Origin of the sequence: Novosphingobium rosa NBRC 15208 (assembly GCF_001598555.1) — a bacterium.
In the GTDB taxonomy this organism is placed as follows: Bacteria; Pseudomonadota; Alphaproteobacteria; order Sphingomonadales; family Sphingomonadaceae; genus Novosphingobium; species Novosphingobium rosa.
The window spans coordinates 1-944 of the sequence record NZ_BCZE01000179.1 but is presented as its reverse complement, the minus strand read 5'-3'; the positions used below and the strand labels follow the sequence as shown (position 1 = coordinate 944).

Below are 944 nucleotides of genomic sequence, written 5' to 3'. Positions count from 1 at the left end.
ATTGGTCCAGCAACGCGTGACTGCGGGCCTGCGCATCGGGGAAGGCGTTGTTGGGGACGAAGGGTGGCATATCGCGGGCATCGCGATGCTCTTCGGGCACGCCGCTGGTGTCGATGTACCAGTTGACCAGACGCTGCTGCATCTCGCCGCGCACCGCCTCATGCTTGCGCTCGGCGATCAGGTTGCGCGTTTCCAGCGGATCGGCCTGACGGTCGTAGAGTTCGCTCTGGCCGCCCGGGCGCGCGATGTACGACCACTTCTGCGTCTTGACCGAGGCGCAGCGGCTGATCGTCTCGGGCCGGTCGTTCTGCAGGTTGGTCTTGGGCGCATAAAGGCCGCCCAGCTTGGGCTCGAAGGCCTGCGGCTCGTAGATGTTGTAGCCGCCCTCGCTGAAGGCCGCGCGGTTGGGGTCGCCCGGTCCCCCGTGGATCTGCGGCAGCAGGCTGCGCGCGAAATTGGTGTGCGTGGCCCGCGTGCCGCCCAGTTCGAGGAAGGTCGCCATGATGTCGTACAGCTCGACCATGTCATGCGCATCGCCGCCCGCCTTGCCGCCCGGCACCCGCGCGATCAGCGGCACCTGCGTCAGGCAGCTTTCGAGCCCCGCCGGCCATTTCTCGATCAGCCCATAGTCGCCCGCGTAATCGCCATGGTCGCTGCTGACGACCAGAGCGGTGTCGCGGTCGCGCCCGGTGCGTTCCATGGCCTCCATCAGCTCGCCCAGCACCCAGTCGGTGTAGCTGACCTGGCCGTAATAGGTGGCGCGCACCTTGCGCAAATCGGCATCGCTGACCTGGGTGAGGCCATAGGTCTCGCGGATCGCCTGATGGAACAGCGGCTTGCCCGGCAGGCCCGGCGGCACCAGCGCGGGCAGATCGGCAGGGTTGTACATCGTGTCGAAGCCCTGGGGCGCGGCATAGGGCGGATGCGGCTGCAGCAACGGCAGG

At 67.6% G+C, this 944-nt stretch carries 1 protein-coding gene; it reads right to left on the bottom strand.

Annotated elements, in window-relative coordinates; genetic code table 11:
- A partial coding sequence (locus tag SR3_RS30295) for a sulfatase-like hydrolase/transferase (protein WP_157099226.1) occupies window positions 1-944 on the bottom strand: 944 nt, incomplete at both ends.